Annotated in this window: 25 protein-coding genes and 3 tRNA genes; 16 read left to right on the forward strand and 12 right to left on the reverse strand. The window is 73.1% G+C overall.

Features of this window, described 5'->3' with window-relative positions:
* The first annotated feature begins 55 nt into the window (after positions 1 to 55).
* From ABIB16_RS06470 to ABIB16_RS06480, 3 genes are read left to right on the forward strand one after another with little or no spacing between them, the layout of a single operon-like run.
* Entirely contained in the window at positions 56 to 1060 is a 1005-nt protein-coding gene (locus tag ABIB16_RS06470) for an ABC transporter permease (protein WP_354436128.1), read from the forward strand.
* A complete protein-coding gene (locus tag ABIB16_RS06475; protein ID WP_230259971.1) occupies positions 1057 to 2049 on the forward strand; it encodes an ABC transporter permease in 993 nt (330 codons plus the stop codon). The genes ABIB16_RS06470 and ABIB16_RS06475 overlap by 4 nt, the downstream gene beginning before the upstream one ends.
* Positions 2050 to 2051: 2 nt before the next feature.
* A complete protein-coding gene (locus ABIB16_RS06480) occupies positions 2052 to 3806 on the forward strand; it encodes a dipeptide ABC transporter ATP-binding protein (RefSeq protein ID WP_354436129.1) in 1755 nt (584 codons plus the stop codon).
* A 128-nt stretch (positions 3807 to 3934) separates the two neighbouring features.
* Here ABIB16_RS06480 and ABIB16_RS06485 read toward each other — a convergent pair whose 3' ends face one another.
* Positions 3935 to 5083, reverse strand: a complete 1149-nt coding sequence (locus ABIB16_RS06485) for an acetate/propionate family kinase (protein ID WP_061867612.1) — start codon at positions 5081 to 5083, stop codon at positions 3935 to 3937.
* A gap of 20 nt (positions 5084 to 5103) precedes the next feature.
* Complete coding sequence (gene pta / locus ABIB16_RS06490) at positions 5104 to 7179, reverse strand: phosphate acetyltransferase (protein WP_354436130.1); 2076 nt, start codon at positions 7177 to 7179, stop codon at positions 5104 to 5106.
* A 161-nt stretch (positions 7180 to 7340) separates the two neighbouring features.
* On the opposite strand from pta, the gene ABIB16_RS06495 reads away from it, so the two are divergent.
* The 5 genes from ABIB16_RS06495 (at position 7341) to ABIB16_RS06515 (ending at position 11723) form a co-directional block, all read left to right on the forward strand.
* Positions 7341 to 8681 carry an Nramp family divalent metal transporter gene (locus ABIB16_RS06495; protein WP_354436131.1) on the forward strand — a complete coding sequence of 447 codons (1341 nt, stop codon included), beginning with the start codon at positions 7341 to 7343 and terminating at the stop codon, positions 8679 to 8681.
* 31 nt (positions 8682 to 8712) lie between these two features.
* A complete protein-coding gene (locus ABIB16_RS06500; protein WP_354436132.1) occupies positions 8713 to 9090 on the forward strand; it encodes a thiamine-binding protein in 378 nt (125 codons plus the stop codon).
* Between the two features lie 108 nt (positions 9091 to 9198).
* Positions 9199 to 9762, forward strand: coding sequence for a GNAT family N-acetyltransferase (locus ABIB16_RS06505; protein WP_354436133.1), 564 nt, complete (start codon positions 9199 to 9201; stop codon positions 9760 to 9762).
* Positions 9759 to 10688 (forward strand): spermidine synthase, encoded by a 930-nt coding sequence (locus tag ABIB16_RS06510; RefSeq protein ID WP_044658645.1) that lies wholly within the window; start codon positions 9759 to 9761, stop codon positions 10686 to 10688. Before ABIB16_RS06505 ends, ABIB16_RS06510 begins: the two co-directional genes overlap by 4 nt.
* 60 nt (positions 10689 to 10748) lie before the next feature.
* Positions 10749 to 11723 (forward strand): universal stress protein, encoded by a 975-nt coding sequence (locus ABIB16_RS06515; RefSeq protein WP_098093818.1) that lies wholly within the window; start codon positions 10749 to 10751, stop codon positions 11721 to 11723.
* A 7-nt stretch (positions 11724 to 11730) separates the two neighbouring features.
* Here ABIB16_RS06515 and ABIB16_RS06520 read toward each other — a convergent pair whose 3' ends face one another.
* Complete coding sequence (locus tag ABIB16_RS06520; protein ID WP_098093816.1) at positions 11731 to 12126, reverse strand: metallopeptidase family protein; 396 nt, start codon at positions 12124 to 12126, stop codon at positions 11731 to 11733.
* 125 nt (positions 12127 to 12251) lie between these two features.
* Between ABIB16_RS06520 and ABIB16_RS06525 the strand changes: the two genes are divergently transcribed.
* The 4 genes from ABIB16_RS06525 to ABIB16_RS06540 all read left to right on the forward strand — a co-directional run bounded on the left by ABIB16_RS06525 (position 12252) and on the right by ABIB16_RS06540 (position 13369).
* Positions 12252 to 12324 (forward strand) — tRNA-Glu (locus ABIB16_RS06525).
* A gap of 116 nt (positions 12325 to 12440) precedes the next feature.
* Positions 12441 to 12514: transfer RNA gene (locus ABIB16_RS06530), tRNA-Asp, on the forward strand.
* Between the two features lie 72 nt (positions 12515 to 12586).
* Positions 12587 to 12662: transfer RNA gene (locus ABIB16_RS06535), tRNA-Phe, on the forward strand.
* 92 nt (positions 12663 to 12754) lie between these two features.
* Positions 12755 to 13369: a cysteine hydrolase family protein gene (locus ABIB16_RS06540; protein ID WP_115165509.1), complete on the forward strand. Its 615-nt coding sequence runs from the start codon at positions 12755 to 12757 to the stop codon at positions 13367 to 13369.
* A gap of 7 nt (positions 13370 to 13376) precedes the next feature.
* Here ABIB16_RS06540 and ABIB16_RS06545 read toward each other — a convergent pair whose 3' ends face one another.
* A complete protein-coding gene (locus ABIB16_RS06545; protein WP_049147831.1) occupies positions 13377 to 13643 on the reverse strand; it encodes a hypothetical protein in 267 nt (88 codons plus the stop codon).
* A gap of 201 nt (positions 13644 to 13844) precedes the next feature.
* Here ABIB16_RS06545 and ABIB16_RS06550 point away from each other — a divergent pair, with 201 nt between their 5' ends.
* Positions 13845 to 15704 carry a BCCT family transporter gene (locus ABIB16_RS06550; protein ID WP_217565077.1) on the forward strand — a complete coding sequence of 620 codons (1860 nt, stop codon included), beginning with the start codon at positions 13845 to 13847 and terminating at the stop codon, positions 15702 to 15704.
* Positions 15705 to 15786: 82 nt separating this feature from the next.
* Here the strand turns inward: ABIB16_RS06550 and ABIB16_RS06555 are convergent, their stop codons facing one another.
* The 6 genes from ABIB16_RS06555 to ABIB16_RS06580 form a co-directional block, all read right to left on the reverse strand.
* Complete coding sequence (locus tag ABIB16_RS06555; RefSeq protein ID WP_134416819.1) at positions 15787 to 17253, reverse strand: amino acid permease; 1467 nt, start codon at positions 17251 to 17253, stop codon at positions 15787 to 15789.
* A gap of 206 nt (positions 17254 to 17459) precedes the next feature.
* Positions 17460 to 19283, reverse strand: coding sequence for a glycoside hydrolase family 13 protein (locus ABIB16_RS06560; protein ID WP_134416818.1), 1824 nt, complete (start codon positions 19281 to 19283; stop codon positions 17460 to 17462).
* Positions 19284 to 19397: 114 nt separating this feature from the next.
* The gene (locus ABIB16_RS06565; RefSeq protein ID WP_354436134.1) at positions 19398 to 20300 is read right to left on the reverse strand and encodes a DUF8083 family protein; all 903 of its coding nucleotides are present in this window, start codon (positions 20298 to 20300) and stop codon (positions 19398 to 19400) included.
* 18 nt (positions 20301 to 20318) lie between these two features.
* Positions 20319 to 21146 (reverse strand): exodeoxyribonuclease III, encoded by an 828-nt coding sequence (locus tag ABIB16_RS06570; RefSeq protein WP_049147818.1) that lies wholly within the window; start codon positions 21144 to 21146, stop codon positions 20319 to 20321.
* A gap of 44 nt (positions 21147 to 21190) precedes the next feature.
* Positions 21191 to 22099, reverse strand: a complete 909-nt coding sequence (gene nadE / locus ABIB16_RS06575) for an NAD(+) synthase (RefSeq protein WP_036340250.1) — start codon at positions 22097 to 22099, stop codon at positions 21191 to 21193.
* Between the two features lie 58 nt (positions 22100 to 22157).
* A complete protein-coding gene (locus tag ABIB16_RS06580) occupies positions 22158 to 22604 on the reverse strand; it encodes a MarR family winged helix-turn-helix transcriptional regulator (RefSeq protein ID WP_354436136.1) in 447 nt (148 codons plus the stop codon).
* Positions 22605 to 22662: 58 nt separating this feature from the next.
* Between ABIB16_RS06580 and pyrE the strand changes: the two genes are divergently transcribed.
* Positions 22663 to 23259 (forward strand): orotate phosphoribosyltransferase, encoded by a 597-nt coding sequence (pyrE, locus tag ABIB16_RS06585; protein WP_354436137.1) that lies wholly within the window; start codon positions 22663 to 22665, stop codon positions 23257 to 23259.
* A gap of 26 nt (positions 23260 to 23285) precedes the next feature.
* On the opposite strand, the gene ABIB16_RS06590 is transcribed toward pyrE, so the two are convergent.
* Entirely contained in the window at positions 23286 to 24371 is a 1086-nt protein-coding gene (locus ABIB16_RS06590) for a magnesium and cobalt transport protein CorA (RefSeq protein WP_502915467.1), read from the reverse strand.
* Positions 24372 to 24440: 69 nt separating this feature from the next.
* Between ABIB16_RS06590 and ABIB16_RS06595 the strand changes: the two genes are divergently transcribed.
* A complete protein-coding gene (locus tag ABIB16_RS06595; protein WP_020626754.1) occupies positions 24441 to 24809 on the forward strand; it encodes a hypothetical protein in 369 nt (122 codons plus the stop codon).
* Positions 24806 to 25447, forward strand: coding sequence for a TrmH family RNA methyltransferase (locus tag ABIB16_RS06600; protein WP_197458576.1), 642 nt, complete (start codon positions 24806 to 24808; stop codon positions 25445 to 25447). Before ABIB16_RS06595 ends, ABIB16_RS06600 begins: the two co-directional genes overlap by 4 nt.
* 124 nt (positions 25448 to 25571) lie before the next feature.
* On the opposite strand, the gene ABIB16_RS06605 is transcribed toward ABIB16_RS06600, so the two are convergent.
* Positions 25572 to 26468, reverse strand: a complete 897-nt coding sequence (locus tag ABIB16_RS06605) for an SMP-30/gluconolactonase/LRE family protein (protein WP_020626752.1) — start codon at positions 26466 to 26468, stop codon at positions 25572 to 25574.
* Positions 26469 to 26519 lie beyond the last annotated feature (51 nt).

Below are 26519 nucleotides of genomic sequence, written 5' to 3' on the forward strand. Positions count from 1 at the left end.
CCGCCCGTCCCTCGCACCGACCGGCCCGGCCCCCGCGCCGGCATGGAGGCCCCTCGTGCTCAGACTCATCGGCAAGCGCCTGCTGCTGCTGATCCCCACCCTGTTCGGACTGTCCGTCCTGCTGTTCGTGTGGGTCCGCAGCCTGCCCGGCGGCCCCGCCACCGCCCTGCTCGGCGACCGCGCCACCCCCGAGGCCGTGGCCCGGGTGAACGCGGCGTACGGCTTCGACAAGCCCCTGCTCGAGCAGTACGTCACCTACATGGGGCGGCTGCTGCGCGGCGACTTCGGCACGTCGACCATGACGAATCGGTCCGTGGTCGAGGAGTTCGCGGACCGCTTCCCGGCCACGCTGGAGCTCTCGATCTTCGCGATCGTGTTCGCGGTGGCCATCGGCATCCCGCTCGGCTACTGGGCCGCCCGCCATGTGGGCCGGTGGCAGGACGACGTCGCCGTCGTGCTGTCCCTGATCGGCGTGGTGGTGCCCGTGTTCTTCCTGGCGTTCATCCTCAAGTGGGTGTTCGCGGTGAAGCTGGGCTGGCTGCCCACGGACGGCCGGCAGGACCCGCGGATCGACGCCACCCACTACACGAACTTCTACGTGTGGGACGGCATCATCACCGCCGAGTGGGACGCGGCCCTGAATGCGCTGACCCACCTGGTGCTGCCCGGCATCGCGCTGGGCACCATCCCGCTGGCGATCATCGCGCGCATCACCCGCGCCTCCGTGCTGGACGTGCAGGACGCGGACTTCGTGCGCACGGCCCGCGCCAAGGGCCTGGCCCCGCGCCTGATCCGGGACCGGTTCATCATGCGCAACGCCCTGCTGCCGGTGAGCACCACGCTCGGCCTGCAGCTGGGCCTGCTGATCTCCGGGGCGGTGCTCACCGAGACGGTGTTCGCGTTCAACGGGATCGGCCGGTTCCTCGCCCAGGCGATCTTCCAGCTCGACTTCCCGGTGCTGCAGGGCTTCATCATCTTCATCGCCCTGCTCTACTCGCTGATCAACCTGGTCGTGGACGTCTCCTACGGCCTCATCGACCCGAGGGTGCGTGTCTCATGAGCGTGAACCTGCCCCCCAGCCCCGGCGGCGGACCCACCGAGCACGCCGTCGACCACGCGCTGGCGCCCGTCGAGGCCGGGGCCACCCAGGCGTCCACCGAGGCCGCCGCGGACGCCCGCGGCACCTCCGTGTGGGGCGCCGCGTTCCAGCGGCTGCGCCGCAACCCGGCCGCGATCGCCGGCACCGTGATCGTGCTGCTCTTCGTGCTCGTGGCCGTCCTCGCCCCGGTGCTGGCCCCGTACGCGGGCACGGCCACACCCGGCATGCGCGAGATTCGCCCCACCCACGTGCCCGGCCCCGGCGAGGTGGCCGGCTACCCGCTGGGCCTGGACCGCTTCGGCGGGGACGTGCTCTCCAAGCTGATCTGGGGCGCGCAGGCCTCGCTGCTCATCGGCGTCATCTCGACGGCGTTCGGCCTGGCCGGCGGCATGCTGCTCGGCCTGCTGGCCGGCACGTTCGGCGGCTGGGTGGACTCCGTGGTGATGCGCGTCGTGGACATCCTGCTCTCGGTGCCCAACCTGCTGCTGGCGGTGTCCATCGCGGCGATCCTCGGGCAGACCCCGTTCGCGGTGATGATCGCGATCGGGGTGGCGCAGGTGCCCGTGTTCGCGCGGCTGCTGCGTTCCTCGATGCTCACGCAGAAGGGGTCGGACTACGTGCTCGCGGCGCAGACCCTCGGCCTCTCGCGCGGGCGGATCACGATGTCCCACGTGCTGCCGAACTCGCTGGGCCCCGTGATCGTGCAGGCCACGCTCACCCTGGCCACGGCCGTGATCGACGCGGCCGCCCTGTCCTTCCTCGGCCTCGGCGGCGGCCGCCCCGAGACCGCCGAGTGGGGCCGCATGCTCACCTACGCGCAGGCCGAGCTGGGCATCAACCCGTGGCTCGCGTTCCTGCCCGGCCTGTGCATCGCCATCACCGCGCTCGGCTTCACCCTGCTGGGCGAGTCCCTGCGCGAGGCCCTCGACCCGACCTCCCGGAGGCGCTGACCATGGACCCCAAGCACGACGACGGCGCGCCCGGCCCCGGTGCGACGCCCGCGGTCCCCGCGGTCGGCGCCCCGCTGCTGGAGATCCGCGACCTGGATGTGGAGTTCACCACCCAGCAGGGCACCGTGCAGGCCGTGGAGGGCGCGTCCCTGACGCTGCCCGCCGGCGGGACGCTGGCGATCGTGGGCGAGTCCGGCTCGGGCAAGTCCACCACCGCGATGGCCGCGATCGGCCTGCTGCCGGGCAACGGCCGGGTCACCGGCGGGTCCGTGCGGTTCGCGGGCGAGGAGCTCGTGGGCCTGTCCGACGCGAAGATGCGGCGCATCCGCGGTCGGCGCATCGGCCTGGTGCCGCAGGACCCCATGTCCAACCTCAACCCGGTGACGCGCGTGGGCCAGCAGATCGGCGAGACCCTGCTGACCCACGGGCTGGCCACCAAGAAGGACGTGGCCGGCAAGGTCGTGGAGGTCATGGAGCGCGCCGGCATCCCCGAGCCGGCGCGGCGGGCCAAGCAGTACCCACACGAGCTCTCGGGCGGCCTGCGCCAGCGCGTGCTGATCGCCATCGGCCTGGCGTGCCGTCCGCAGCTGCTGATCGCGGACGAGCCGACGTCGGCCCTGGACGTGACCGTGCAGCAGGTGATCCTCGACCAGATCGGCGAGATGACCCGGGAGCTGGGCAGCTCGGTGCTGCTGATCACCCATGACCTCGGTCTCGCGGCGGAGCGCGCCCAGCAGCTCGTGGTGATGCACCGCGGGCGCGTGGTGGAGTCCGGCGACGCGCGGGCCATCCTCGAGGACCCGCAGCACGCGTACACCCGGTCCCTCGTGGCCGCGGCGCCGTCCGTGGCGGCGGCCCGGCTGCTGCCGGAGGCGTTCGACCCCGCGCCGGCGGCGCTGAAGGAGGACGACACGGCGGCGCTGTCCACCGTGGCCCTGGCCAAGAAGGACCTCACGCCGCTCGTGGAGATCCGCGACCTGACGAAGGTCTACCCGGTGCGCGGGCACGAGGACTTCACGGCCGCCAAGGACGTGTCCCTGAAGATCCCGCGCGGGAAGACCGTCTCGATCGTCGGCGAGTCCGGCTCCGGCAAGACGACGACGGCGCGCATGCTGCTCAAGCTGATCGAGCCGACCTCGGGCGAGATCAGCTTCGAGGGCAAGGACGTGCTGGCGCTGAAGGGGGAGGGGCTCAAGGACTTCCGGCAGCGCGTGCAGGCCGTGTTCCAGGACCCCTTCTCCTCGCTCAACCCCTCGTTCACGGTGGGCCGGATCATCGAGGAGCCGCTGCAGACGTACCGGCGGGGCAACGCCAGGCAGCGGCGGGCGCGCGTGCTCGAGCTCATGGACCAGGTGGCCCTGCCCTCGCACTTCCACCGCCGGTACCCGGCCGAGCTCTCGGGCGGGCAGCGCCAGCGCGTGGCGATCGCCCGTGCGCTCGCGCTGAACCCCGAGCTGATCGTGTGCGACGAGCCGGTCTCCGCGCTGGACGTGCTCGTGCAGGACCAGATCCTCACGCTGCTGCGCCGCCTGCAGGACGAGCTGGGGCTGAGCTACCTGTTCATCTCGCACGACCTCGCGGTGGTGCGCCTCATCTCGGACTACGTGTGCGTGATGAAGGACGGCGAGGTGGTGGAGGCGGCCAGCTCGGAGGAGGTCTTCACCAACCCCCGGCACCCGTACACCCGCCGCCTGCTCGCCTCGATCCCGGGCAACGAGCTGGGCATCGCCGTCGAGGCGGACGGCACCCACGTCTGAGCGCTGACCGGGCCGGACGGTCGGGTGCAGAAGCGCCCCGTTCGTGTCGACCGAGCCGCAGCGACATCACCGCCGGGCGGACCGGCGGTGATGTCGCTGGGCGTCGGTCGGACGGTCGGGCGCGGTGCTCAGCGGGCGAGCTCCCACGTCAAGCGGGCGATCGCCTGCTCCTCGTCCGTGGGGACCACGAGCACCGGGATCGCCGACTCCGGCGCGGAGATCGTGTGGGGCCCGGCCACGCGGGCGCGGTTGGCCTCGGCCTCGTAGGCCACCCCGAGCGCCTCGAGCCGGTCGAGCACGCGCGCCCGGAACGGAGCCGAGTTCTCGCCGATCCCGGCGGTGAACACGATCGCCTGCGCCCCGCCCACGGCCACGTGGTAGCCGCCCACGTACTTGGCCAGCCGGTAGGAGGCCACGTCCAGGGCGTTGCGGGCGCGGCCGTCCCCGGAGGCGGCGTTCTCCAGCACCTGGCGCATGTCCGCCTCCCCGGCCAGGCCCAGCAGGCCGGAGCGCCTGTTCATGAGGGTGTCCAGCTCCTCGGCGTCGTAGCCGTGGTTCCGCATGAGGTGGGTGACCACGGAGGGGTCCAGGTCGCCGGAGCGGGTGCCCATCACCAGGCCGGCCAGCGGGGTGTAGCCCATGGAGGTGTCCACGGAGACGCCGTCGCGGATGGCGGTGGCGGAGGCGCCGTTGCCCAGGTGCAGCACCACGGCCCGGAACTCCCCCCGCGGGATGCCCAGATGCTCCGCGGCGAGGCCGGTGACGAGGTCGTGGCTCGTGCCGTGGAAGCCGTAGCGGCGGATGCCGTGCTCCGTGTAGACCTCGTCCGGCAGGGCGTACTGCCAGGCCTCGCGGGGCATGGTCTGGTGGAACGAGGTGTCGAACACGACCACCTGGGGCATGTCCGGCCAGCGCTCGGCCATGGCGCGCAGCCCCTGGGCGGCGGCGGGGTTGTGCAGCGGGGCCAGCGGGGCGAGGCGCTCGATCGCGCGGATCACCTCGTTGGTCACCCGGGCCGGGGCGGTGAACCGCTCGCCGCCGTGGACCACGCGGTGGCCGGCGGCGTCGATGGTGCGCCCGCCGGTCGCCTCGGCCAGCTCGGCCTCCACCTGCTCGAGGGCGGCGGCGTGGTCCGGCACGCCGGAGCCGGGGACGCCGATGCGCTCCACCAGGCCCTGGGCGAGGACGGGCACCGGGGCGTCCGTGCCGTCGTCGGCCAGCTCACGGAGCTGGTACTTCAGGGACGACGAGCCGGAGTTGATGACGAGGACGAGCACGGGGGACTCCTTCCGGGGCGTCAGCCCTGGGCCTGGGCCTGGATGGCGGTGATGGCGACGGTGTTGACGATGTCCTCCACGGTGGTGCCGCGGGAGAGGTCGTTGACGGGCTTGTTCAGGCCCTGCAGCACGGGCCCGACGGCGACCGCCCCGGAGGACTGCTGGACGGCCTTGTAGGTGTTGTTGCCGGTGTTCAGGTCCGGGAACACGAACACGGTGGCCTGGCCGGCCACCTCGGAGCCGGGCATCTTCGAGGCCGCGACGGAGGCGTTGACGGCGGCGTCGTACTGCAGCGGGCCCTCCACCTTCAGCTCGGGGGCGCGCTCCCTCACGAGCTCCGTGGCGGCGCGGACCTTGTCCACGGACTGCCCGGAGCCGGAGGCGCCCGTGGAGTAGGAGAGCATGGCGACGCGCGGGTCCACCCCGAACTGGGCGGCGGTGGCCGCGGACGCCACGGCGATGTCCGCGAGCTGCTGCGCGTCCGGGTCCGGGTTCACGGCGCAGTCGCCGTACACGAGGGCGCGGTCCGGCAGCAGCATGAAGAACACCGAGGAGACGATCGAGACGCCCGGCTTCGTCTTCACGAACTCCAGCGCGGGGCGGATGGTGTTGGCGGTGGTGTGGGCGGCGCCGGAGACCATGCCGTCCACGTCGCCCAGGTGGACCATCATCGTGCCGAAGTAGGCGCCCTCCTGCATGACCTCGCGGGCGCGCTCGGCGTCCACGCCCTTGTGGGCGCGCAGCCGGGCGTACTCCTGCGCGTAGCGCTCCAGGTCCGGGGAGTCGGCGGGGTCCACGAGCTCGATCCCGCTCAGGTCCACGCCCTCGCGGGAGGCCAGCTCCCGCACGGCGGCGGCCGGGCCGAGCACCACGAGGTCGCAGACGTCGCGGCGCTGGAGGATCTCGGCGGCGCGCAGCACGCGGGCATCCTCGCCCTCGGGCAGCACGATCCGGCGGCGGTCCGCGCGGGCGCGGGAGACCAGCTCGTGCAGGAAGCGCAGAGGGGTGACGACGTCGGTGCGTGGCAGGTCGAAGCGGGCCAGCAGCTCGTCCCCGTCCACGCGCTGGTGCCAGGTGCCCAGGGCGGCGGCGGTCTTGCGGGGCTGGGCGCTGGAGAGCTCGGAGCGCACCCGGGAGACCTTCGCGGCGGTGGTGAACGTGTCGTCGTGGGTGACGAACACGGGGAAGGCCGCGCCCAGGTAGAGCCGCTGGAGCTGGCGGTTCGGGAGGATGCCGTTGGTGAGGATCATGCCGGAGGGGGTGGGGAAGTCCGGGGTCAGCGAGGAGGCCACGGTGGCCAGGATCGCGTCGGAGCGGTCGCCGGAGACGATCACGAGCGCGCCCTCGCGCAGGACCTCGAGGAAGTTGCCGCCCTCCATGGAGACGGCCTTGACCTCGGCGACGTCGCGGTCCAGCGTCTCCTGCCCGGCCATCTGCTCGAGCCCGAGCGCGTCCGCCACCTCGGCCACCGAGGGGTGCGCGAGCTCGGTCAGCTCGGGCAGCACGTACACGGGCCAGGCGTGGCGGCCGGGGCGCACGGCCGCGCCGACGGCGTCGAGGTCACGGGGGTCCGCGCGGTTGACCATGACGGCCAGCAGCTCGACGCCGGCGTCGTCGAGGGTGCGCCGGGCCAGGTCCACGACGTCGGCCGCCTGCTCGGGTGTCAGGTCCGCGCCGGAGACCACGGCGACCACGGGGGTGCCGAGGTTGCGGGCGAGCTGGGCGTTGAGGTCGAGGTCGGCGGCCGGGTCCGGGCTGATCAGGTCGGTGCCCTCCACCACCACGACGCCGCCCGCCGCCCGCATGGCGTCGTACTGCTCCACGCAGCGCTGCTGGACCTCGTCGCCGCGGCCCTCGGCCATGAGGGTGCGGGCCTCGGCCGCGGTGAGGCCGCCGCGGGCCTGCTCCGGGGAGAGGCCGTACTGCTCGCGCATCAGCAGCACCATGGGGTCGGTCTCCACGTCGTCGCCGGGCACCACGGGGCGGAAGTAGCCCACCGTGCCGGAGCGCCGGTACAGCGAGTCGGCCAGGCCCAGGCTGACGAGGGACTTGCCGGCGCCGGTGGACGTGGTGGAGACGAAGATTCCCTGGGGCATGGCGGACCTTCCGGTGGAGGACGGGGCTCGTCGTTCACGGTACCGAGGCCGCGGCGTCGGGGCCCGTCCCGGCCGACGCGGATCGACGTGAGTGAGGCGTGTCTCTCACGCGCGTGACACACATGACTGCACTCGCCCCGTCAAGCATCAAGGACCCTCCCATGGCAACGAGAGCCGACCGCGGCCGCCCCGTGCACAACCCCGACATCATCGGGTTCACGGACGCCGAGCTCAACGAGACCCCCATCCGGCCGAAGTGGAACTCGCTGGGACCCGGCATCGTGGCGGCCGCCACGGGCGTGGGCGCCGCGGACCTCGTGGCCACCCTCACCGCCGGCTCCCGCTACGGCTACATGCTCCTGTGGGCCGTGATCCTGGGCGTGATCTTCAAGATCGTGCTCGTGGAGGGCGTGGGCCGCTGGTACCTGTCCACCGGCAAGACGATCTTCCAGGGCTGGCGCACCCTCGGGGCCTGGACGTCCTGGTACTTCGGCCCGTACATCCTCATCTGGGGCATCGTGTACGGGGCGACGGCGATGTCCTCCACCGCCCTGCCGCTCGCGGCGCTGTTCCCCGGTGTGGACAGCAAGGTGTTCGCGATCGCCGCGGGCCTGATCGGCCTGGGACTGGTCTGGCTGGACAAGTACCGGCTCATCGAGTGGCTCATGACGGTGCTGATCGGCGTCATGTTCGTGACCGTGCTGCTCTCCGCGGCGCTGACGGCCCCGAACCTGGGCGAGATCCTGGCCGGTCTCGTGCCGCGCCTGCCCTCCGGCGACCCGGACGTCATGTTCTACGTGCTCGGCCTCGCCGGCGGCGTCGGCGGCACCATCACGCTCGCGGCCTACGGCTACTGGCTGCGCGAGAAGGGCTGGAACGTCCCGAAGTACCTGAAGGTCATGCGGTTCGACAACGCGACCTCGTACATCCTCACGGGCATCTTCGTGATCGCCACCATGATCATGGGCGTGGAGCTGCTGCACTCGGCGGGGCTGGCGATCTCCTCGGGCGACAAGGGCCTGCTCGACCTCGGCGGCGTGCTGGCCGAGCGCTACGGCTCGGTGTGGTCCACGGTGTTCCTCATCGGATTCTTCGCCGCGTCCTTCTCCTCCCTGCTGGGCGTGTGGCACGGCGTCTCGCTGATGTTCGCGGACTTCTGGACGAACTTCCGCCGGCCCGCCGCGGAGCTGGACCAGGACGACGCGCCGTCGCTGTCCTCGAAGCCCGGCCGCTTCTTCCTGCTGTGGCTGACCCTGCCGCCCATGGCGCTGCTGTTCCTGGACCGGCCGATCTTCCTGATCCTGCTCTACGGCACGCTCGGCGCCCTGTTCATGCCGTTCCTGGCCGTGACCCTGCTGTTCCTCAACAACACGAAGGACGTGCCGCGGCAGTTCCGCAACGGCTGGGTCCGCAACACCCTGCTGGGCCTGAACGCGGCCGTGTTCGTGGCGATCGGCGTGAACGAGCTGATCAAGGCCCTGCAGCCGGTGCTCGGGGGGTGAGCCGGCGGCGGGGGCGGGGCACACTGGTGCCATGATCGTCGCCTTCTCCGTCGCCCCCTCCGGCCAACCCGCCGACGCCGAGCACCTGCCCGGCGACGCGGACACCGCGTCCGTGCACCGGGCGGTCGCGGCCGCCGTCGCCGTGGTGCGCGCCTCCGGCCTGCCGCACCGCACCTCCTCGATGTTCACCGAGATCGAGGGGGAGTGGGACGAGGTGATGGAGGTCGTGCGCGCCGCCGTGGACGCCGTGTCCCCGTACGGCACACGCGTCTCGCTCGTGCTGAAGGCGGACATCCGCCCCGGCCACACCGGCGAGCTGGACGGCAAGCTCGAGCGTCTCGAGTCGGCCCTCGCCGAGGACGAGGAACGGCGCGCCGCCCCGGCCCCGCACGACGGCGACGCCGGGTGACCCCCCTCCCCGCTGCCCCCCGGACGCTTTCGTTCGAGAAACGGCGGCGTGTCGAGGCGCTTTCGTTCGAGACATGGCCGCCGCGCCGGCGGCCCGGAGGAGCAGTCCGTGCCTGAGCCCGTGGCCGTGCGCCCCGCCGCACCCGGGGACGTCGAGGCGCTGCTGCGCGTCAAGGCGCGGTCGTGGCGGGAGGCCTACGGCGCGCTCCTGCCGTCCGCGTACCTGGACGCGATCGAGGCCCGGATCCCGGAGGACGTACCCGCGTGGACCGCGCTGATCGGACCGGACCGAGACCTCTGGGTCGCCGACGACGGCGGCCGGCTGCTCGGCGTGGCGCTCGCGGGCCCGCGTCGCTCGGCGGCGGAGACGGGCCGGACGGGCGCAGACGACGCGGCCGCATCGCCCGCCGACCTGCCCGATGTGGAGCTCATGGTGCTCTACGTCCTGGCCGAGGCGTACGGGACCGGCCTGGGAGCGCGCCTGCTGGACGCCGTCGTCGGGGAGCGTCCCGCGATGCTGCGCGTCCTCGCCGAGAATCCGCGGGCCGTGGCGTTCTACGCCAAGCACGGGTTCGCGGCCGTGGGGGCGCCGGAGCCGATGACCGGCCCGTGGGCCGGCCTGCACGAGCAGCTGATGGTGCGCCGTCGCCCGCACGACGGCGGTGCGGCGTGAGCCGCCGGTCGTCGGCGCGCCGGGGCCGGGCCGCGGGCGGATCCGCCGGCCCCGCCGGGATCGAGCCGGGCGTCCACGCGATCACCCACGGCACCGCCGAGATCCGCGAGGACGCCTTCGAGCCGGACGCGTTCATCCTCTACGTCAACGGCGTCGAGTCCTCGCCGCTGGACCCCGAGCGCCCCGAACGCATGGCCTTCGAGTACATGCGCTGGGCCGCCGCGGCCGTCCGGGCGCACTGGCCGGAGCCCACGCCGCTGCGGGCCCTGCACCTGGGCGGCGCGGGCTGCGCGCTCGCCCGCTGGGTGGACCACGCGTACCCGGGCTCCCACCAGACCGCGGTGGAGATCGACGCCGGCCTGGCCGCCCTCGCCCGCGAGCGCTTCGGCCTGCCCCGCGCCCCGGCCCTGCGCATCCGCGTGGCAGACGCCGCCGAGGTCCTGGCCACGGCCCACCCGGCCAGCCGCGACCTGATCATCCGCGACGTCTTCGCCCCGGACCCCACGGACCTGACCGGTGCCCGCCACATCACCCCGCCGGGCCTCACCGGCCTGGACGCGGCCCGCGCCGCCGCGCGGGTCCTCGCCCCGGGCGGGCTGTACGTGCTCAACGTGGGCGGCGGGCCGGACCTGACGTCGGTGCGGGCGGACGTGGCTGCCGTCGTCGCCGCGTTCGAGCACGTTGAGGTGATCGCGGATCCGCCCATGCTCAAGGGGCGGCGCCGCGGCAACGTCATCGTGGCGGCCTCGGACGCCCCCGTGGCCCGCCCCGCCGCGGACGCCCCGCCCGGCTCCGACCCCCGCGACCGCCTGGCCCGTGCCCTGCGCATGGACGCCTTCCCAGCCCGGCTCGCGGAGGATCCACGCGGCTTCCCCGCGGGCGTCGCGCCCGGGATCACGGGACTCGTCCCGGGCCCCGAGGCGTAGACTGGAGGCACTCGGCCGGGTCCGCCCGGGGCCCGTCGAGCCTGACTCGAGGAGGTCGCCATGTCCGCCCAGACCCAGCCCGCCGCCACCCGCCGTGAGGACGCACCGCTCGGCGTCCTGGTGGGTGTGGACGGCTCCGACCAGTCCGTCTCCGCCGCCCGCTGGGCCCAGCGCGAGGCCGGCCTGCGCGGCGAGCCGCTGACCCTCGTCACCGCCTACTCGATCCCCGCGTACTGGGGTTACGGCGCGGACGCCGGCGGCGCCGTCCTGGACGACTCCCGCCTCCGTGAGGGCGTGCAGGCCCTCCTGGAGGAGGTCGCCGGCAAGCTCGACGCCGACGGGGTGCGTCCGGAGCTGCGTGTGGAGATCGGGGACGCGGCCGGCGTCCTCGTGGAGCTCTCCGCCGAGGCCTCCCTGCTCGTCTCGGGCGCGCGCGGCCGCGGCGGCTTCATGGGCCGCCTGCTCGGCTCGGTGGCCGCCGCGCTGCCCGGCCATGCGCACTGCCCGGTCGCCCTCATCCCCGCCGGGGTCGAGGCCAGCCGCGCGGGGGACAGGACCGCCGTCGTGGTGGGCGTCGACGGTTCCGAGCAGGGCCGTGCCGCCGCTCTCGAGGCCGCTGAGGAGGCCCGCCTCCGCCAGGCGCCGCTGAAGCTCGTGTGCGCCGTCCCGCCCCTGGGCGCGAACGCCGCGTGGCTGGCCGTCAGCCTGGACGAGGAGGCCCGCGAGCGGGAGCTGCGCGAGCGCCTCGACGCCGGCGCCGCGTGGATCAGCTCCGAGTTCCCCGGCCTCGAGGTCCTCACCGAGCTCGTGGACGGCACCCCCGTGGACGTGATGGTGGACCAGACCGCCACCGCCCGCCTCACCGTGGTGGGCACGCGCGGTCTGGGCGGCTTCGCCGGTGCGATCGTCGGCTCCACGAGCCGCGGCGTCGCGGACCACGCGAAGGGCCCGGTGCTCGTTGTCCCGTTCCGCGAGGACGTCCGCCTCGGCCGCCGCGCCTCGTTCGGCCCGGTCCAGGACCAGCCGGAGTCCTGACCGGCGTTCAGCCCCAGCCGAGCTCGTGGAGGCGCTCCTCGGAGATGCCGAAGAAATGCCCCACCTCGTGCATGACGGTGACGGTGATCTCGTCCTCGAGCTCGGCGCGGGAGGTGCAGTGGCGGGTGAGTGGACCGCGGAACACCACGATCCGGTCCGGCAGCTGCCACGCGAGCTCGGCGCGCTCGGTCAGCGGCACGCCCTCGTAGAGGCCGAACAGCTCGGTGGCCGGGTCCTCCCAGCGCTGCGGCTCGTACTCGTCCTCCACCACCACGACGACGTTCGTCAGCAGCCGTGCCAGCTCGTCCGGGATGCGGGTGAGGGCCGCGGAGACGGCGTCGTCGAACTCCTGCTCGCTCATCCACGTGGCGGCGGGCTGCTCGGGCGACGGGCGGTGGTCCACGGCGGCTCCTGGGGGTGCGGGGCTCCGCGGTGCGGAGGGCGGCCGGCCGGCGGCCGGACTTGCCGGAGGGTGTGCGGCCACCATAGACTCCCAGGGTCCACCTCGGGAATCTCGACATCGGACCTGCCCCTATCGTCTAGAGGCCTAGGACACCGCCCTTTCACGGCGGCGACACGGGTTCGAATCCCGTTGGGGGTACGCAGAACGGCCGCCCTCGGCGGCCGGAACGGCACGTGGAGCGTGGATTTGCACGACGCTCGGAGGCTCTGCTAGAGTTTCCACTCGTTGCGAAAGCGGCGAGAACAACAGAACATGGCCCTGTAGCGCAGTTGGTTAGCGCGCCGCCCTGTCACGGCGGAGGTCGCGGGTTCAAGTCCCGTCAGGGTCGCTCGGATCGTCCGATCACCGGCATTCGGAAACGGAGTCCGGTGACGCATGGTCCTGGTGACGAAGGTCGCCGGGCTCTGTAGCTCAGTTGGTAGAGCGTACGACTGAAAATCGTAAGGTCACCGGATCGACGCCGGTCGGAGCCACCACTTCGAGAAGGCCCCCCGCAGACGCGGGGGGCCTTCGTCGTCCGGGGCGACGGGCCGCTGACAGGCGGCGACGCGGTGGGCACACTGGGTCGATGCCCGATTCCCCCTCCCCCCGCGCGACCGGCGGCGAGACCGCGCTGGTGGTGATCGACGTCCAGCACAGCTACTTCGAGCATCCCGCGCTGGCCGCCCATCAGGCCGAGCTGACGGCGGCGGTCGTGGAACTGCTCCGGACCGCGCACGAGGCCGGCCGTCCCGTCTTCCTGGTGCGGACCGAGCACGCGCGGGACCGCTCCACGTGGACGTTGAACATGCTGGCCGACGGCGAGGGCTTCGCCTTCCCGGGCACCCGGCAGGCCGCTCTGCTCGACGGGGTCGCGGCGGCCGCCCCGGACGCCGTCGAGGTCGTGAAGACCCGGGACTCCGCCTTCCACGGCACCGGACTGGCGGCCGAGCTGCGGGGCCGCGGGGTGGATCGGCTCCTGCTGTGCGGCGTCTCCACCCACAGCTGCATCGCCGAGACCGCCACGGCCGCGTTCGCCCTCGACTTCCACGCCGCGATCGCGACGGACGCGATCGCCTCCGAAGAGCCGGCGCTGGCCGCCGCGATGCTCGACTTCCTCCGCGCCGAGATGCGTCAGCCGCTCCTCGGGCAGGACGAGGCGCTCACCCTCCTGCGCACCGGCCTCGTCCCCGACCGGGGCTGAGGGGCGGTCACAGGATCTCGACGTCGCCCTCGTCCGCACGCGTGCGGTCCTGGGCGTCCTCCTCGATGTGCATGGCGGCGGACTCCGCATTGCGCAGGGAGTCCGGGGCACGTCCCTCCCCGGCCCAGTGCTGCGGGTCGTCCGAGCCGCCGCGCACGGGCTGGCCGTCGCGGCCGTCCTGCGGCGCGGGGTCGCCGGCGGCGTTGGGATCGGCGAGCAGGTCCGTCTCGAGCTCTCGTTCGTCCTCGCGGTCCTCGAAGGGGACGTCGGTCATGGTGCGGTCCTTCCTCTCGCGGGCGGGCCCGTCCGGCGCCGCCGTCGTCGTGGTGTCCCACACCCTAGTGAGGCCGCCCACGCCTCACCAGGGGATGCCCGCGCCGGGGCCGTGGGCGCGGTCACCCCGCCGGGTGAGACCGTCCACTCGGCCGCGTCTCAGGCAGGGAGCCGGCGTGCGGGACCACGTAAGGTCGGGAGGATGAGCGATCCGACACCGCCCTCGACCGAGCCCATGATCCCCGAGCAACCCGGGAACCATCCGTCCTCGGCGACCGCCCCCGACGCCGGCGTCGCCCCTGCCACCTCCGCCGCGGCCGCCCGCGACCGCGTCCTGCTGCCGTGGGTGTTCTGGCCCTCCGCGGTCATCGTGCTCTCCTTCGTGGGGGCCACGCTGCTCGCCCCCGACCAGATGACCGTGGGCATCGGCCTGGTCCAGCAGGCCATCATCACGAACTTCTCGTGGTGGTACGCGCTCGTCGCTCTGTTCTTCGTGCTGTTCTGCGGCTACCTCGCGTTCTCCCGCAAGGGCGGGATCACGCTGGGCAAGCCCGATGAGAAGCCCGAGTTCTCTACGCTGTCCTGGTTCTCCCTGCTCTTCGCGGCGGGCATGGGCATCGGCCTCGTGTTCTTCGGCATGACCGAGCCGCTCATGCACTTCACCGATCCGCGGCCCGACGTGGCGGCCGCCAACCCCACCCAGGCGGAGGCCGCCCAGTCGGCGCTGGCCACCACGTTCCTGCACTGGGGCCTGCAGCCCTGGGCGATCTACGCGGTGGTGGGCGTGGCGGTCGCGCTGGCCATCCACCGGCGTGGCCGTCCCCTCGCGCTGCGCTGGGCCTTCGAGCCGCTGATCGGCGAGCGCCGCGTGCGCGGCGGCTGGGGCCACCTGATCGACAACATCGCCCTCATCGGCACCGTCTTCGGCGTGGCCACCTCGCTGGGCCTCGGGGTCACCCAGATGTCCGCGGGCCTGCGCGCGCTGGGCATCGTGCCCGAGGACAGCCCCTGGCTCGAGTACGCCATGATCGGCGCGGTCACCTGCGTGGTGCTCTACACCGTGGTCTCCGGCGTGGAGCGCGGCATGAAGTGGCTGTCCAACACCAACCTGATCCTGGCCGCCGGCCTGCTGCTGTTCATCGCGATCGTGGGACCCACCGCGTTCCTGTTCAAGGAGATGGTGCAGTCCCTCGGCTCCTACATGCAGTACTTCTTCGCGAACTCGCTCAACGTCTCCGCGTTCTACGGCGCCGAGGGCGACGCGTGGCAGGCCGGCTGGAGCGCGTACTACTGGGGCTGGTGGATGTCCTGGACGCCGTTCGTCGGCATCTTCATCGCCCGCATCTCGCGCGGTCGCACCGTGCGCGAGTTCATCGCCGGCGTGCTGCTGGTGCCCACCATGGTGGGCGTGGTCTGGTTCGGCATCCTGGGCGGCACCGCGATCTTCCTCGAGACCACCCGCCCGGCCGGGTACACCTCCGTGGTGGGCGCGGACGGCGCCATCGACTCGAACACCGCGCTCTTCCAGGTGCTCGAGCAGCTGCCCGCGGGCACGATGCTCGTGGTCGGCGCCATCATCCTCTCGGGCATCTTCTTCATCACCTCCGCCGACTCGGGCTCGCTCGTGATGGGCATGCTCGCCACGGGCGGCGACGTGAACCCGAAGGCCACGGTGAAGATCTTCTTCGCCATCGCCACCTCGCTCATGGCCGCGGCCCTGCTGGCCGCCGGCGGCCTGTCCGCGATCCAGGTCCTGGCCATCACCATCGGCCTGCCGTTCTCCGTGATGATGCTGCTGATCTGCCTGGCCACGTTCCGCTCGCTCGGCTACTCCGTGGCGCGGGTGGAGGCGGTGCGCCGCCAGGCCATGCTGGCCTCCATCAAGGACCGCCTGGGCCTCGAGTCCGACGACGACGAGGTGGTCGACTCCGGCCCCGTGGCGGCCTCGCAGTGGTGGGCCTCGCTCAGCCGCGACCACCAGCAGCGGATCGCCGATGCGGCCGCCGGCGTCCCGGCCTCGGAGGGGCCTCGCCGCACCCGGCTGCGCCGCCACGAGCACTGACGTCCGCCCCCGGGCGCCCTCCCGGCCCCGACGAGAACGGCCCCTGTCCCGCGCGGGACAGGGGCCGTCGTCGTCGTGGGGGTCAGTCCTCGTGGGACTGGCGGGTGCGGACCACCGGCAGGGTGCCGGTGCGGCTGTGGGCCGCGGCCGACGTGCGGGTGCCCGTGACGAACCAGGCGAGGGTCAGGACCGCGACCCACACGAGACCGATGATGAGCGCGCGGCGCGAATCCGGGATGGTAGCCATGGTGATCACCACGGTGGCCACAAACGCCAGGCCCAGGTAGGTGCCGACGTTGCCCAGCGGCATGGGGAAGGGGGACGGCTCCGCGCCCTGCTCCGCGACGCGCCTGCGCATGGCGCGGTGGGACAGGAAGATCATGGCCCAGGTCAGCACCACGGCGAACGAGGCGACGCCGGCCACCAGGCTGAAGGCGTTCGGGTCCACGGTGATCAGCACCGCGCCGAGCACCATCACGCCCAGCGTCACGGCCACGGACAGCCACGGCACGCCGCCGCGGTTGGTGTGGGTGAAGGCCCGGGGCGCCTGGCCGTCATGGGCCATCGCGTAGAGCAGGCGACCGGACGCGTAGATGCAGGCGTTGATCGCGGAGACGGCGGCCGTGAGCACCACGAAGTTCAGCAGGTGCGGGGCGAAGGGGACGCCGAGGCCCTCGAAGATCTGCACGAACGGGCTGGCCTTGCCGTCCACCTGGTTCCAGGGGACGAGGGCCATGATGACCGCCATCGTCAGCACGTAGAACAACAGGATGCGGATCGGCACCGTGTTGATGGCCTTGGGCAGCACCTTCTCCGGGTTCTTGGCCTCGCCCGCGGCCACGCCGAGGGTCTCGATGCCGCCGAAGGAGAACGTCACGATGGTGAGCGCGGTCAGCACGCCCAGGATGCCGTGCGGCAGGAATCCGCCGTGGTCCACGAGGTTCGCCAGGCTGGCTTGGGTGCCGTCCGCGGTGGAGGCGCCGGTGAAGAGCAGGATCACACCGCCGAAGATCATCGCCACGATGGCCCCGACCTTCACGAGCGTCAGCCAGAACTCGGCCTCGCCGAAGTTCCCGACGTGCGTGAAGTTGATCAGGCCGACCACGAGGATCGTGGCGGCGACCCAGGCCCAGGCCGGGACCCCCGGGAACCAGAACGCCATGTACGTGGTGATGGCGGCGGTGTCCGCGATGATCACGACGGCCAGCTCGAAGACGAAGGTCCAGCCGGTCACGTAGCCGGCGAAGGGGCCGAGATAACGGGAGGCATAGGCGGCGAAGGAGCCGGAGACGGGCTCACGGAGCGTCATCTCGCCGAGGGCGCGCATCACGAGGAACACGGCGGCGCCGGCGACGAGGAAGGACAGGATCACGCCCGGCCCGGCGGCCTGGATGCCGCCGGCCGAGCCGTAGAAGAGGCCGGTGCCCACCGCCGTGCCCAGGGCGATGAACATGATGTGCCGCTGGCTCAGGCCGCGGTGCAGCTGCCCGCGGTCCGTGGTGGCCGCGTCGGGCTCGGCGACGCGGGAGCCGGAGGGGGAGGTGCTCACGTGAAGTCTCCGCTCGAAGGGGGTGGATCAGGACACGCCATGGTGACTCGTGACACAGCGTTCATGCCACTTTGTCCGGTGTGATGCGAGTCATCGTGGACGTTACGTCGAGTTCATCCGACCGTGCCGGATGATGTGGCCTCGGCCACCGCTGATTCCTCGCGGAAGATCTGTGGCGCCCCGGCGGGTCCCGGGGCGTGCCCGGCTCAGTCCATGAGCAGCCACGCGGCGGCGTCGTGCGCGAGCTGCCCGTCCTGCACGGCCTCTGCCTCCTCGAGGGAGAACAGGGCCCGGGAATGGCCCGCGGGCAGGTCGACGGGATCGGTCGACAGGTTCGCCATCACGAGCACGGTGCGCGCCGGGATCGGCTCGCCCGAGCCCAGGTGCCGGCCACCGCCCGAGGTGACCGTGAACGCCAGCACCCCGCGTGCGGGGTCGTGGTGCTCGGACCACGCGAACGTGCCCGTGCCCAGGTCGAGCTCGCCGCGGATCTGCAGCAGACGCCGGTACAGCTCGAACACGGAGCCCTCGACGCCGACCTGCCGGTCCGCCGCCAGCGCCCGGAAGGACGCGGGCTGGGGCAGCCACGGCGCGGCGACGCCCTCGGCGGCGGACGCGGGGCCGTCGTCGTCCGCGGGGGTCGAGAAGCCGTAGGACGTCTCGTCCGCGGCCCACGGCAGAGGGATGCGGCAGCCGTCGCGGCCGGGCTCCTTGCCGTCCGTGCGGAAGAAGTACGGGTCCTGGCGATGCTCGGCGGCGAGGGTGGTGTGCTCGGGCAGGCCCAGCTCGTCGCCCTGGTAGATGTACGCGGAGCCGGGCAGGCCCAGCTCCACCATCGCGGCGGCGCGGGCCCGACGGCGACCGACCGCCTCGTCTGGCTGCTCGTCCTCGGCCGTGATGCCGGCGGGGTAGGAGCTCGGGTCGGCGAGGCCGTAGCGGGAGGCGTGGCGCACCGTGTCGTGGTTCGAGAGCACCCAGGTGTTCGGGGCGCCGACCCGGCCGGCCTGCTCGAAGGACCGGTCGATCGCGTGGGTCAGCGAGGCGGCGTCCCAGCCGGCCATGAGGTAGGTGAAGTTGAAGGTCTGGTGCATCTCGCCGGGGCGGACGTACCGGAACATCCGCGAGAGCGGGGCCACCCACGCCTCGGCCACCATCATCGGCTCGTGGTCGTAGGAGTCCAGGACCCGCCGCCAGTCCCGGTAGACCTCGTGGACGCGGTCCTGGTCCATGAACGGGGTGAGCGGCTCGAAGGTGTCCGGGTCGAACGTGGGGTCGGCGTCCTCGCCCGCGTCCGTGACCATGCCCATGCGGGAGTGCTCGGCGTCCGGGTAGCCGGGCTGCTTGATGAGCCCGTGGGCCACGTCCACCCGGAAGCCGTCCACGCCGCGGTCCAGCCAGAACCGCAGGATGGAGCGGAACTCCTCGCGCACCTCCTCGTTCTCCCAGTTCAGGTCCGGCTGCGTGGTGTCGAACAGGTGCAGGTACCACTGGCCCGGGGTGCCGTCCGCCTCGGTCACACGGGTCCAGGCCCCGCCGCCGAACGTGGACTCCCAGTTGTTGGGGGGCAGCTCGCCGTGCTCGCCGCGGCCCTCGGCGAAGTGGTAGCGGGCGCGCTCGGGGGAGCCGGGGGCGGCGGCCAGGGCGGCCTGGAACCACGCGTGCTCGGACGAGGTGTGGTTCGGCACGAGGTCCACGACCACGCGGATGCCGGCCTCGTGCGCGGCGGCGATCATCTCGTCCGCGTCCGCGAGCGTGCCGAACCGCGGGTCCACGGCGCGGTAGTCCGCGACGTCGTAGCCGGCGTCGTGCTGCGGGGAGAGGTAGAAGGGTGAGAGCCAGATCGCGTCCACGCCGAGCTGGGCCAGGTAGTCGAGGCGCGAGGTGACGCCGCGCAGGTCGCCCATGCCGTCCCCGTCCGCGTCCGCGAAGGAGCGCGGGTACACCTGGTAGATCACGGCGTCCACCCACCACGGGGTGACGGGCCGGTTCCGGGCTTCCGAGGGCGGGGTGCTCAGGCGCTGCGTGGTCATGGGATCCACCCTAGGCCCGACGCCGGGGCGCGCGCCCCGCGTGAGCGGCGTCGGCGGCGTGGTGTGCGTCTCGAGCACCCGGGTCGGCCCCACCCCGGTGCGCCGGCGGCCGGCTCAGGTCAGCCGGGCCAGCATCCCGACGGCGGCCCAGCGACGGTTCAGCCGTTCCTGCGCGACGCCGGCGGTCGCCTCGTCGCCCTCCTCGAGGGCGTCGATGAGCGTCCACAGGTCGAAGACGGAGTCGTCCGGCCACACGTGCCGCGTGAGGCCGCCGTAGTCCAGCTCGACCCACGAGTCGGGGTGGAACGCGCCGAGCCACTCCACCATCACCGTGAGCTCGCCGATCAGCTCCGCATCCGGGGCGTGCCGCGCGAGCACCGCGGCCGCGTGCCCGGCCCGCTCCCGGGCGGCCACGATCGGGGCGCGCCGGTACGCCGTGCGCTCGCTGTCCACGAGGCGCTGCACGGGCTCCTCGGGGTCGAACACCGTGAGCCAGCCGTGCGGCACACCCCACGTGGCCGTGCGCGTCTGCACGCGGTGGTGCTCCGGCGCACCGTCCTCGTCCTGCGGGTCCTCGACCGCCGCGTCCGGGTCGGGGGAGAGGCCCCACTCGTCCTCGAGCGCCACGAGCGCGCGGCCGCGGTTCATGGCGCGCGCCGCCGGCGGGATGGCGGCCTCGTGCAGCCGCGGCAGCATCGTCTCCTCGAGCATGGCTGCGGCCATCTCGGCGCGCAGGCCCCGCTCGTCCGGGCAGTAGAAGGCGGAGCGGTGCTCGTCCTGGAGGACCCGCACGAGGTCGTCCTCACCGGGCTCCGGGAACGGGTCGGCCACGGGCCGGGCCAGGCGACGCCGGGCCCGCTCCGCCGCCTCGGCCTCCACCTCGGCACGGGTGCGGTGGCCGCCGGCGATCAGCCGCGCCTGGACCGCGTCCGGGAACGCGGCCAGCGGCTGGAAGACGCGCAGGTGCGCGGTGCCGCGCGCGACACCCGGGGGCGGGCCGCCGTCGTCGTGGGTCATCGCGGGCTCGTCCGTGGTTCAGCCCAGCTCGACGACCACGGGCGCGTGGTCCGAGGCGCCCTTGCCCTTGCGCTCCTCGCGGTCGATCCAGGCGTCCGTGACCGTCCGTGCGAGGGCGGGGGAGCACAGCTGGAAGTCGATGCGCATGCCCTTCTTCTTGGGGAAGGCCAGGCCCGTGTAGTCCCAGTACGTGTACACGCCGGGGCCGGGGTGGCGCGGGCGCACCACGTCCACCAGCCCGGCGTCCTCGAACGCGCGGAACGCCGCGCGCTCGGGCGGGGAGACGTGCGTGTAGCCCTCGCGCTGGAACAGCTCGATGTCCCACACGTCCTCGTCCTGCGGAGCGATGTTCCAGTCGCCGGTCAGGGCGAGCCGGGTGTCCGGGTCCTCGGCGAGGCGAGCGGCCGCGTGCTCCTGGAGCACGCGCAGCCACTCGAGCTTGTAGCCCATGTGCTCGTTCTCCAGGCCGCGCCCGTTGGGCACGTACAGGCTCCACAGGCGGACCGGGGCGACGCCGTCGGCCGCCTCGGCGCCCACAGTCGCCCCGATGGCGCGGGACTCCTCCTGCGGGTCCACGCCGCCCTTGCCGAAGTGCGGCTGGCCGGGGAAGCCGCGCTGCACGTCGCTCAGGCCGACGCGGGAGGCGATGGCCACGCCGTTCCACTGCGAGGTGCCGTTGTGCACCACCTCGTAGCCGGCGCGCTCGAAGAGCTCCCACGGGAAGTTCTCGTCCCGGCACTTGGTCTCCTGGATGGCCAGGACGTCGATGTCATGGCGCTCGAGGAAGGCCTCGACGCGGTCGGCGCGGGCACGGAGGGAGTTGACGTTCCAGGTGGCGATCTTCACCCGGCCAGGCTATCGAAGGGCGCGGACACCGTGGGATCGGCGCCTCAGCGCCACCAGTCGTCGTGGATCGTCACCGGCGTGGTGCGCTTGTGGCGGCTGCGGAGCCAGATGCCCTCGAGCTTCTCCGCGACCTCGGTCGGGACGTCCTTGCCCTCGAGGTAGTCGTCGATGTCCTCGTACGTCATCCCGAGTTCGGCCTCGTCCGTCTGGCCCGGCGTGCCGTCCAGCAGGTCCGCGGTGGGCACCTTGTTCCACAGGGGCTCGGGGGCTCCGAGTTCGCGGCCCAGCGCCCGCACCTGCCGCTTGTTCAGGCCGGCCAGCGGCAGGACGTCCGCGCCGCCGTCGCCGAACTTCGTGTAGAACCCGGTGACGGCCTCGGCCGCGTGGTCCGTGCCGATCACCAGCTGCCCGTGGGCGCCGGCCACCGCGTACTGGGCCGTCATGCGGATGCGGGCCTTCACGTTGCCCTGGTTGTAGTCCGAGATCGGCTCCCCCACGGCCTCAGCGAAGGCGGCGGCCAGACCCTGCACGGCCTCCGCGATGTTCAGGGTGACGTCCTGATCCGCACCCACGAAGTCCATGGCCGCCCGGGCATCCGCCTCGTCGTGCTGCACCTTGTAGGGCAGGCGCACGGCGGTGAACCGGGGGTTCTCGCGGGAGGGCACGACGTCGGCGCCCACCCCCGCCTCACCCGGCGGAGTGGTGTCGGGGCCGCCCAGGGCGACGGCGTCCGTGACGCCGAGCTGGGCGCGGCGACGCTCGACGGCGAGCTGGGCCAGCCGGCCGCCCACGGTGGAGTCCACGCCGCCGGAGATGCCCAGGACGAAGCCGGACGCGCCCGTGGCCGCGAGGTAGTCGGCGAGGAAGGCCACGCGCCGTTCGACTTCGGCCGCGGGGTCGATCTCAGGGAGGACGCACTGCTCGGCGATGATCCGCTGCTGGAGTTCACGCATGCCGGTCAGCGTAGGACCGGCGCCGCGCACGGGGACAGGGGCGACCGGCGACGGCGGCTCACGCGTCCGGGTGCCCCAGGTTGCGGGCGGTGCGGCGCAGGACGCGGACGGCGTCGTCGATCTGGTCCCGCGGGACGTCCGCCGTCGCCTCGGCACGCAGGGCCTCGACCGCCTCGCCGACGCGGGCGCCCGCGGTGCGGCCCGTGGCGGTGAGGGTGTAGAGGTCGCCCTCGACCGTCACCCAGTGGGACTCGACCAGCTCCTCGATCTGACCGGACACCGCGCCGCGCTGCTCCTCCTCGAAGCCGGCCTCGAGCTCGGCACGGGACTGCGGGGCCACCGTGAGGGTGTTCAGCAGCTGCCACTGGGCGCGGGTCAGGCCGTGCTCCTCGAGGCTCTCGGCCACGCGCGCCGCGATCAGGCCCTCGGTGAGGGTGAGCCAGTGCGCCAGGGGCAGGCCGGAGGGGTGCTGGACGGCGGTGTCATCGTGCGGAATCTCGCTCATAACCCGAGCCTAGCCAGGCCGGGACGGAAGCGGCAGGGGTGGCCGGGCCCGCACTAGCATGGGCGGCATGACCGACGCGCAGACCCCCACCGTCCCCACGCCCCAGCAGGACCGCGAGCGGCTCAAGCAGCTCATCCAGGAGCTGGCCGTGGTGCACGGCCGGGTGACCCTGTCCTCCGGCAAGGAGGCGGACTACTACGTGGACCTGCGTCGTGTCACCCTGCACCACGAGGCCGCCCCGCTGATCGGCCGCGTGATGCTGCGCCTGCTCGAGGAGAACGGGATCGGGTGCGACGCGGTGGGCGGGCTGACCATGGGTGCGGACCCCGTGGCCACCGCGATGATGCACCAGGCCGGCGCCGCGGGCCGCGCGCTCGACGCGTTCGTGGTGCGCAAGGCGCAGAAGTCGTACGGCATGGGCCGGCAGGTGGAGGGCCCGGGCGTGGACGGGCGCCGCGTCGTCGTGCTGGAGGACACCTCGACGACGGGCGGCTCCGCGCTCACCGCCGTCGAGGGCGTGCGCAACGCGGGCGGCGACGTCCAGGCCGTGGCTGTGATCGTGGACCGTGCGACCGGCGCCGCCGAGCGCGTGGCCGAGGAGGCGGGGGTGCCGTACCTGTACGCGTTCGGCAAGGACGAGCTCGGCCTCGACTGAGCCTCGGCCGGCCCCGCGCCGCCCGCCTAGAGCCAGTCCGCGCGCTTGAACAGCACGAACAGCGTGAGGGCCACCGCCAGCATGAGTCCCAGGGCGAACGGATAGCCGAACGTCCAGTGCAGCTCGGGCATGCCGTCGAAGTTCATGCCGTAGACCGAGCCCACCAGCTGCGGCGCGAAGATGATCGCCGCCCAGGACGAGATCTGCTTGACCTGTTCGTTCTGGGCGATCGACTGCTCGGCCAGCCGCTTCGACGCCAGCGTCGAGTCCAGCTCGAGGGCGTTGTTGAGCATCTGGCGCATGGTCGTCACGCGCTCGTTGATCTGGACGGCGTGGTCGTGGACGTCGCGCAGGCGGCGCAGGTTCTCCACCTCGAGGCGCGCCTGATCGCTGAGCTCCTCGTCCTCCCAGGCGTGGGCGTCGTCGCGCGGGGGCAGGCCGTCGGCGTCGAGGCGGCGGGTGTCCTCGTGCAGGCGGGTGCGCACCTCCTCCTGGAGCTGCTCCACGATGGACGGCAGCGCGCGGATGGCGTGCTGGAAGTTCAGCACCTCGCGGGAGAGCTCGTAGATGCGCCGGGAGACGTGCCCGTCGCCGGCGAAGACCTGGTCCTCGATCTCCGCGATGTCCTGTTCGAGGCCGTCGGCCACCGGGAAGTAGTCGTCCACGACACGGTCCAGGATCTCCAGGGTGACCTGCCACGGCCCCATCGCGAGGCGCTCGCGGCCCTCCGTCTCCAGGGACCGTCGCACGGCGGCCAGGTCCGGCTCCTCCGCGTGACGCACCGTCACCACGTAGTGCTCACCGGTGAAGACGCTCAGCTCGCCGAACTCCACGGTCTCGGTGCGGTCGACGTAGCGGGCCGGGTGCAGGACCATGAACGAGTCCTCGCCGTAGCGGTCCAGCTTGGCGCGCTCGCCTCCGGCGAGGGCGTCCTCGACGGCGAGCGGGTGCAGGCGCAGCTCCTCCGCGACCGCTTGGAGCTCGGCCACGTCCGGGCGGTACAGGCCCAGCCAGGCCATGCCGCCGGTGCGCTCGCACTCCTCCCAGGTGTCCTCGAGGGTGGAGGGGGCGTGGACGCGCCGCCCGTCCACGTACACGGCGTTGTCGATCATGCTCACCCGGACATTCTCCCCGACGGCGGCCCCCGGCGGATTCCAGGATGCGCGCGCTACGGTGGCGCCATGAAGACTCCGCGTCATGCCCCGCCCGTCGTCCGCGACGGCAAGACCCTCCTCCCCGCCCACGCCGTCTCCACGGCCCCGGTCACCGCGTTCGGTCTGATCGGCGGCTACCTGACCGCCCGTGAGACCGGCATCCGCCCGCTCGGCGGCGTCGTGCTGGCCGCCGCCGGCCTGTACGCCGGGCGCACGTGGCTGGCCAAGCGTGGGCCCGCCGTCGCCGGTGGCCTGGCCGCCCTGTACCTCGGCGGCTTCGGCGCCTCCCACCCGCTGGCCAAGAAGATCGGTGCGTGGCCGGCGGTGCTCTCCGTGGCCGCGGTGTCCGCCGGGGCCGCCTGGGCCGCCGTCGACCGGTCCGAGGCCGGCCGCTGAGCGAGCCCGCGCCGGCCGAGGACGGCGCCGCGCCCCGCGAGGTCGGCGTCGGCCCGTGGACCGGCCCGTGGCCGGAGGACCCCCGCTACGACCCGGAGCTGCTCGCGCACGGCGACCGCCGCAACGTCCTCGACCGCTACCGCTATTGGCGCCTCGAGGCGATCGTCGCGGACCTCGACGCGCGGCGGCACCCGTTCCACGTCGCCATCGAGAACTGGCAGCACGACCTGAACATCGGCACCGTCGTGCGCACCGCCAACGCGTTCAACGCCGCCGGGGTGCACATCATCGGGCGGCGCCGCTGGAACCGGCGCGGCGCCATGGTCACCGACCGCTACCTGCACGTGCGCCACCACGAGACGGTGGCGGCGTTCACGGAGTGGGCGGCGGGGGAGGGGCTGCCCGTGCTCGGCGTGGACCTGTTCCCCGAGTCGGTGCCGGTGGAGACCTTCGACTTCCCGCGTGCCTGCGTGCTCGTCTTCGGGCAGGAGGGGCCGGGGCTCTCGGCGGAGGTGCGGGCGGCGTCGAGCGCGGTGTTGTCCATCGCGCAGTACGGCTCCACCCGTTCGATCAACGCGGGCGTGGCCGCCGGCATCGCGATGCACGCGTGGATCCGGCAGCACGCGGCCGTCCCCTGAGTCCGGCGCGAGCCAGACGATTCCGCGCTGAAAGGAGCCTCTGGACCGCAGATTCGTCTGGCTCGCGGCGCAGGATGGCGCAGGACCGCGCAGGACCGCGCCGACGACGTGCGGCGTGACGGCCTCAGCCCGCGAAGGGCCGGGCCGGCAGGCCCGTCACCCCCGGGCGGACGGCGAACAGGGCCCCGGCCAGCGGGTCCTCGCCGCGCTCCAGGTTCTCCCAGGAGGTGGTGATGTAGAGGGTGCCGAGGTCGTCGCCGCCGAAGGTGCACGCCGTCGTCTTCTGCACGGGCACCTCGACCACCTCGTCGAGCGTCCCCTCGGGCGTGTACCGGTGGATCTGCCCGTGGCTGATCACGGCCACCCAGATCCCGCCCTCGGCGTCCACGGTGAGTCCGTCCGGCTTGCCCTCCCCGTCGAGCACGTCCACGAGCACGCGGCGGTTCGTCAGGCCCTCCTCGCGGGAGTAGTCGAACACGGCCACCTGCCGTGTGGGGGTGTCGTTGTAGTAGGCCCGCGTGCCGTCGGGGCTCCACTCCAGGCCGTTGGACGTCGTCGCGCCGGTCAGCACGACGTCCACCTCGCCGGCGCCGCCGTCGGGTCCGGGGGCGAGCCGGTAGAGGTTCGCGGCGCCGGGGGTCTTGGCGTACGCCATGGTGCCGCAGTGGAACCGGCCGTCCGGGTCGCAGCCGCCCTCGTTCATCCGGATCCCGGCGTCCGCGCCCCACAGCTCGGGCAGCGTCGTCAGCTCGCCCTCGGGCGAGATCAGGGCGAAGCCCCGCTCCACCGCGACGACGGCGCCACCCCCCGCACGCGGGCGCAGCGCGGCGGCCACGTCGCCGACGTGCGTGCGGTCCACCGTCCCGTCGGTGCGCAGGGACAGGACGTCCCCGGCGAGCATGTCCACCCAGCGCAGGCCGCCGCCGGCGGTCACGCCCTCGGCGGCGCTGCCCCACGAGGCGGCCCAGACGGGGCCCTCGCCGTGGTAGGCGATGGGATCGGTGACCTGCTCGGCGCGCATGACTGCTCCTTCGGTGGGCGGGACGGTCCTGGCCCCGACGCTAGCCGAGGC

The organism is Micrococcus sp. UYEF5 (assembly GCF_040546065.1).
Taxonomy (GTDB): Bacteria; Actinomycetota; Actinomycetes; order Actinomycetales; family Micrococcaceae; genus Micrococcus; species Micrococcus luteus.